The sequence below is a fragment of the Acidovorax cavernicola genome, assembly GCF_003581445.1.
Genome location: NZ_QXMN01000235.1, coordinates 1 through 1,221, shown reverse-complemented (window position 1 = coordinate 1,221; position 1,221 = coordinate 1). Strand labels below are relative to the sequence as shown.

The following is a 1,221-nucleotide window of genomic DNA, read 5'->3' as shown; positions in this document are numbered from 1 at the left end:
GTCAGCGGGCAGTGCAGCGTGATGATGTCGGAGCGCGCCAGCACTTCGGCAAACGGGGTGTACAGGTTTCCCATGTTGTCTCGCCCCTTGAACGCCGAGAACAGCACCTGCATGCCGAGCGCACGTCCGATGGTGGCCACGGCATTGCCCAGCGCGCCGTCCCCGATGATGCCCAGCGTCGAGCCCGCAAGGTCGCGGATGGGATGGTCGAAGAAGCAGAACTGCCCGGACTCCTGCCACCTGCCGGCCTTGACCGATTCCCGGTAGGCGCAGATGCTGCGGCGCAGCGCAAACATCAGGGCGAAGGTGTGTTCCGGCACGGTGTTGCCGGCGTAGTTCCGTATGTTGCTGACCGTGATGCCACGCTGCGCGCAGGCGTTCAGGTCGATGTTGTCCGTTCCCGTGGCGGCCACGGCGACGAGCTTGAGCTTGGAAGCGTGTTGCAGTGCTTCGGCGCCGAGCTTCACCTTGTTCGTGATGACGATGTCGGCGTCGGCAATCCGCTGCGCGACTTCACCCGGCGCGGTGTTGTCATGGCAGACGAGTTCGTGCGCGAAGCAGGGGCGCCGCAGCGTGGTCTGCGGGGAGAGCGTAGCGCGGTCAAGAAATGCAATCTTCATGTCGGTCCTGGCGATGGTCTGTGCCGCGGGCGGCCGCGGCAGAACGTGAATCAGCGGGCTGGCGCAGGCGTTGCCGCAGGGCTCAGGCCATGGCGCGTTGCACGGCGGGCCGGGCCAGCATGCGCTGCTGGTGTGCCTGCGTGCGCGGAAACTGCGCGATGTCCACGCCATCGTTCCTGAGCCAGCTGGCCACGGTGAACAGGTAGGCATCGCTGACCGTGAACTGTTCTCCGAGCGCCCAGTTGCCCTGCAGGTAATGCGTCTCCAGATAGGCGAAACAGTCGCTCATGTTGGCGCTGACCTTGCGCTGCATTGCCGCGATGGCCTCGGGATCGTCGGCCCAGCGGCTGGCTCGCAGGCGGTGCGCATGGGCCACGTGCACTGTCGAGGCCAGGTAGCTGTTGAGTTCCTGCATGCGCGCCAGGCCGAAGGGCGTTGTCGGTGCAAGCTGCGCCGCAGGGCATGTCTGCGCCACATAGGCCAGCAGCGCTGGCGTTTCGGTGAGCACGCCTTCTGCCGTCACGAGTGCGGGCACGCGCCCCTTGGGGTTGACTGCGAGGTAGTCGGACGAGCGCTGCTGCGCGCTGGCAAAGTCCACGCG

The 1,221-nt window shown here is 66.3% G+C and carries 2 protein-coding genes; both read right to left on the bottom strand.

Annotated elements, in window-relative coordinates; translation table 11 throughout:
- Positions 1-620: NAD(P)-dependent oxidoreductase (locus tag D3H34_RS32815; protein WP_119558882.1), on the bottom strand; the 620-nt coding region annotated here is incomplete at its 3' end.
- 82 nt (positions 621-702) lie between these two features.
- On the bottom strand, positions 703-1,221 hold a 519-nt coding region (locus D3H34_RS32810), incomplete at its 5' end, for a glutathione S-transferase family protein (protein WP_147400604.1).